The sequence below is a fragment of the Elstera sp. genome, from assembly GCF_044372965.1.
In the GTDB taxonomy this organism is placed as follows: domain Bacteria; phylum Pseudomonadota; class Alphaproteobacteria; order Elsterales; family Elsteraceae; genus Elstera.
In genome coordinates this window covers 1-3,867 of the sequence record NZ_JBILQX010000255.1, presented here as the reverse complement: position 1 = coordinate 3,867, position 3,867 = coordinate 1, and the positions used below count along the sequence as shown (strand labels likewise).

General features: G+C 60.5%; 4 protein-coding genes. All 4 read left to right on the top strand.

All coding sequences use genetic code 11. The features are described from left to right. Positions 1 to 351 precede the first annotated feature (351 nt). Positions 352 to 921: a hypothetical protein gene (locus tag ACIQ36_RS19080; RefSeq protein WP_395832306.1), complete on the top strand. Its 570-nt coding sequence runs from the start codon at positions 352 to 354 to the stop codon at positions 919 to 921. Positions 922 to 923: 2 nt separating this feature from the next. Beyond that, the gene (locus ACIQ36_RS19075; protein ID WP_395832304.1) at positions 924 to 3,002 is read left to right on the top strand and encodes a terminase gpA endonuclease subunit; all 2,079 of its coding nucleotides are present in this window, start codon (positions 924 to 926) and stop codon (positions 3,000 to 3,002) included. Between the two features lie 8 nt (positions 3,003 to 3,010). Further along, the gene (locus ACIQ36_RS19070) at positions 3,011 to 3,286 is read left to right on the top strand and encodes a hypothetical protein (protein WP_395832302.1); all 276 of its coding nucleotides are present in this window, start codon (positions 3,011 to 3,013) and stop codon (positions 3,284 to 3,286) included. Next, the coding region (locus tag ACIQ36_RS19065) for a phage tail protein (protein WP_395832300.1) at positions 3,283 to 3,867 on the top strand (585 nt) is incomplete at its 3' end. The genes ACIQ36_RS19070 and ACIQ36_RS19065, both read left to right, overlap by 4 nt.

The following is a 3,867-nucleotide window of genomic DNA, read 5'->3' as shown; positions in this document are numbered from 1 at the left end:
GTCGAGGGTCTACAGGATATTTACACACAATGGTTTGATGGTTTGATGCGGGTTTGGAGCGCGCTGTCAGTGACGGGCGGCCTTATTGATCACCGCCCAGCGCTTCCCGCTGTTTTGGCGCGTCCATGGCAGTGAATTGAAACTGTTGACTTTCCAATTCTGATTTGACATACCTTTACTCATCCTAAATCAGATTTAGAAAACCTCGCTCTCGCAGCGGGGTTTTTTATTGCGCGGGTCCTTCCCGGCAACCCGTCAGGCACGGGTAACGGGAGACCGCGCTGGGTTTGGGGTTTTGTTTGATTTTTTGGCATTCTGTTTCTATTTATTATTATGTTTCAAGAGGTTGCTATGTCTGAGCGGATCGTCAATCGCGCGGAAATGGCAAAGCTATTAGAAATGTCACTGCCCACGTTTGACCGTTACATGGATCGGGGGATGCCGATCTTTCAGCGGGGAAGCAATGGGAGGGCCTACCAGTTTGATGCCGAGGCGGTAATCGCTTGGTATCGGGGCGAGATTGAGAAAGAGGAAGCGGCGGCGGCAGCGCGGGCGGCGGACCTTACTCAGTTATCGATGGAACTCACGGGCGGGGCGGCGGCTGAGATTGAGGGCGTGGCCCCTGGGCTGAGCGGCAAGGCGCGCATCGAGGCGCTGCAAGGGGCGCTGCTGCAAGACAAGCTGGAACAGCAGCGCGGCAAGCTTATCCCTGTTGAGGATGTGCGCGCGGATTACACCGCCCTGTTTTCGAGACTGCGGCAGCGGCTGTTGTCGCTGCCGGTGATGCTGGTTCGGTCGGCAGGGTTGACGCCCAGCCAAGCGGCGACCGTGGATGCAGACGTGCGGGCGCTGTTGCGCGAGCTTGCTTTGCAGATTGCCGACCCTGATATGCGGCCCACAGAGCCAGAGGAAATGCACTAACGATGCAGCCGATAACCTACGCCAGCCCCGCGCACGTCCGCGCCGGTCTGGCGTGGTTGATTGCCCCGCCGCAAGCCATCACCGTTCCCGCCGCCGCCGAAAAAGTGCGGATGCTGGATAACCCTGCGGGGGGGTATAGCGGCCCGTGGCGCAATGCGATGGCCCCTTACCTGATGGGGCCGATGGCGAGCCTTGACGATCCCGCTTACGGCGAAACGATTTTCGTCGGCCCTGGGCAATCGGGAAAAACTGAAATCGGCCTGAACTGGCTAACTAAATCGGTCGCCTTTGATCCCGCTGATATGCTGATCGTGCTGGATGAAAAGGATCAGGTGGAAGATTTCGCCGTGCGCCGCATGCAGCGCTTGGTGAATTCAACGCGGGCCGTATTTGACCGGCTCGAAAAGAACTCGAAATTTCAGTATGAGTTTCGGGGGATGCTGGCGACGTTGCTGTGGGCGACGGGCTCCAAAGCCGCCTCCAAAAACGCCCCGCGCGTGTGGATGTCTGAACGCGATTCGATGGTCGATGATCTGGACGGCGAAGGCGATCCGGTTGACCTGTTTCAAAAGCGCGTGGCCACCTTTGGGGCGGCGGGCAAACTGTTTGTCGAGAGCAGCCCAAAGAAGCCGGTGAAGCGCAGCAACGGGCAGGCGCGGCTTAATCTTGAAAGCCGCCACCATGCCCCGCCGACCACGGGCATTCTGGCGCGCTACATGCGCGGCACCATGCGGCGCTTTTATTGGCCGTGCCCGCACTGCGGCGAATGGCACACGCCGATGAAGGAAGATTTTTACATCGAGCCGGAATCGCGGGCGTCGGATGAGGTGATCGCCTGCGGGCTGGTGTGCCCGCACTGCAAGGAAATCATACTCGAAACCGACAAGGCGGGGATGCTGGCGCGGGCGGGCGAGGCCGATAACTATGGCTGGGTCGCTTGGGGTGAAACGATCGATGCCGCCGGGCGGGTTTCGGGGCGTGCGCCGCGCAGCCCGATTGATAGTTTTTGGCTATCAGGGTTTCAATCGGCTTTCGTGACCTGGCAGGCGCTGGCGCGCAAGCAGTTGGCGGCGGAGGAAGACTTTGAGCGGTCGGGCGACGAGAACGCCCTAAAGACCTACCACCAGCTTGACCTTGCCGAGATTTACGAATCGAAGCTTGAGAGCGATGGTGAAATCCTTGACGAGATCGCGCTGCAAGCGCGCGCCGAAGATTATCCGCTGAAAATAGTCCCGACGAATGCGCGGCTAGTCACGGCGGCGGTGGATGTGCAGGGCAAAAGTTTTGAGGTGATGGTGAAGGCTTGGGGCGCGGGCGAGGAAAGCTGGATTATCGACCGTTACGCCATTGAAGTGACGGGAGATCGCAGTGTTTCCCCTGCCTCCTATCCCGAAGATTGGGATCTGCTCGGGCCGATTTGGACCCGCGCGTATCCGTTGGCCACAAACCCTGAACGGGGGTTGGTGCCTGCCTGCGTGGTCATCGATACGGGCGGCGAGGATGGCGTGAGTACGAATGCGAAAGCGTTTCGGGCCAAAATGCGCGAACGCGGTTTCTCCGACCGGCGGGTGATGCTGATTAAGGGCGATCACGGCAAGAATCTGCCGCTGATCCGCCCCAGCAACCCCGATAAACGCCTCTCGATGCAACGGGTGGCGGGGGGCGATACCCGCGTGCTGCTGCTGAACGTGGACAAGCTGAAAGGCATTGTCTACGGGCGTCTCAAGCGTAAAACGCCAGGGCCGAATTATATCCACCTGTCCAGGCATCTTTCGCCCAAAGTATTTTTGGAATTGACCGCCGAACAGTTTGTTGGCGGTAAGTGGCATCAGGTGCGGGTGCGAAATGAAAGCTTTGATCTAGAGGGTTATAATCTTGCGGGATTAGATCAAGTTCTGGGTGGTAAACCTGGGCTGGCAGAATTGCCCGCTTGGCTTTCGGCCTTCGAAACCGATGTAACCGACGAAGTCCCGCCGCTGCCGCCCCCGCGCCCGAAGGCGTCGGGGGTGCCGCTACGCCGAACAGTGCAATCCTCTTGGATGCAGCGGGGCGGGGGCCGGGCAGGCGCGCGCCCCTATTGAGGTGATCTATGCCGTTCGTGATGCCCGATTGGGCAGACTTCGCCCCGCCCAGCGCGGGGCAAGTGTTGCTGTTGAAGATCCTCCGCAAAGCGGAAATCGACGGCATCCCGAACCGGCTGGAGCCGGGGCGGGTGGAGCCGGAAACCCTGCATATTGAAGGGCGGCTGATCGGCAATGCGTGGCATCTCGACCCGCTCTACTGGCGCAAGCTGGCGGAACCGGATCGGGATGCTTCGGGCGGGCCGGTGGTTGTGGTGACGGACGAGGGGCGGGGGCTGACATGATCGACGGGAAAATCAACGTGACCGGCGATGCGCCGCGCCTGCTGGATAACCTGGTGAAAAAATTTCCCTTCGCAACGGCGCTCGCCCTTACCCGCACGGCCCAGGCCGGGCAGGCGGCGGTGAGGGAGAATATGGCGGCGGCGTTTATTCTGCGGAACCGCTTCACGCAGAACCAAGTGCGCATTGCGGCGGCAAAGAAGACTGACCTTGAAGCGGCGGTCTACCTGACCCACAAGGCCGATTATATGGTGCTGCACGAAACCGGCGGGGTGAAAACCCCGGCGCGGGCGGCGGGCGTCGCAGTGCCGACCGAGCAGGCGCGGCGCAATAAACGCGGGCTTATCCCGAAATCCGGCAGACCCCGGCCCCTGCGCGACCAGCGCCGGGTGTTTGTGATGGATCTGAAAAACGGCAACCGCGCGATTGTGCGACGGCGCGGTAAAAAGCGCACGCCGATCAGCGTGCTCTACATTCTGGCCGAAGAGGCGAAGATCATGCCGCGCCTTGAGATGCAGCGCATCGTGCAAAGCATCGCCGCGACCGAGTTCGGCTCGCAGCACGAAAAGGCACTGTTGGCGGAG

Excerpts from the sequence above, each read along its gene's own strand:
- ACIQ36_RS19075 (WP_395832304.1), top strand. The coding sequence starts at position 924 with ATGCAGCCGATAACCTACGCCAGCCCCGCGCACGTCCGCGCCGGTCTG.
- ACIQ36_RS19080 (WP_395832306.1), top strand. The coding sequence starts at position 352 with ATGTCTGAGCGGATCGTCAATCGCGCGGAAATGGCAAAGCTATTAGAA.
- ACIQ36_RS19070 (WP_395832302.1), top strand. The coding sequence starts at position 3,011 with ATGCCGTTCGTGATGCCCGATTGGGCAGACTTCGCCCCGCCCAGCGCG.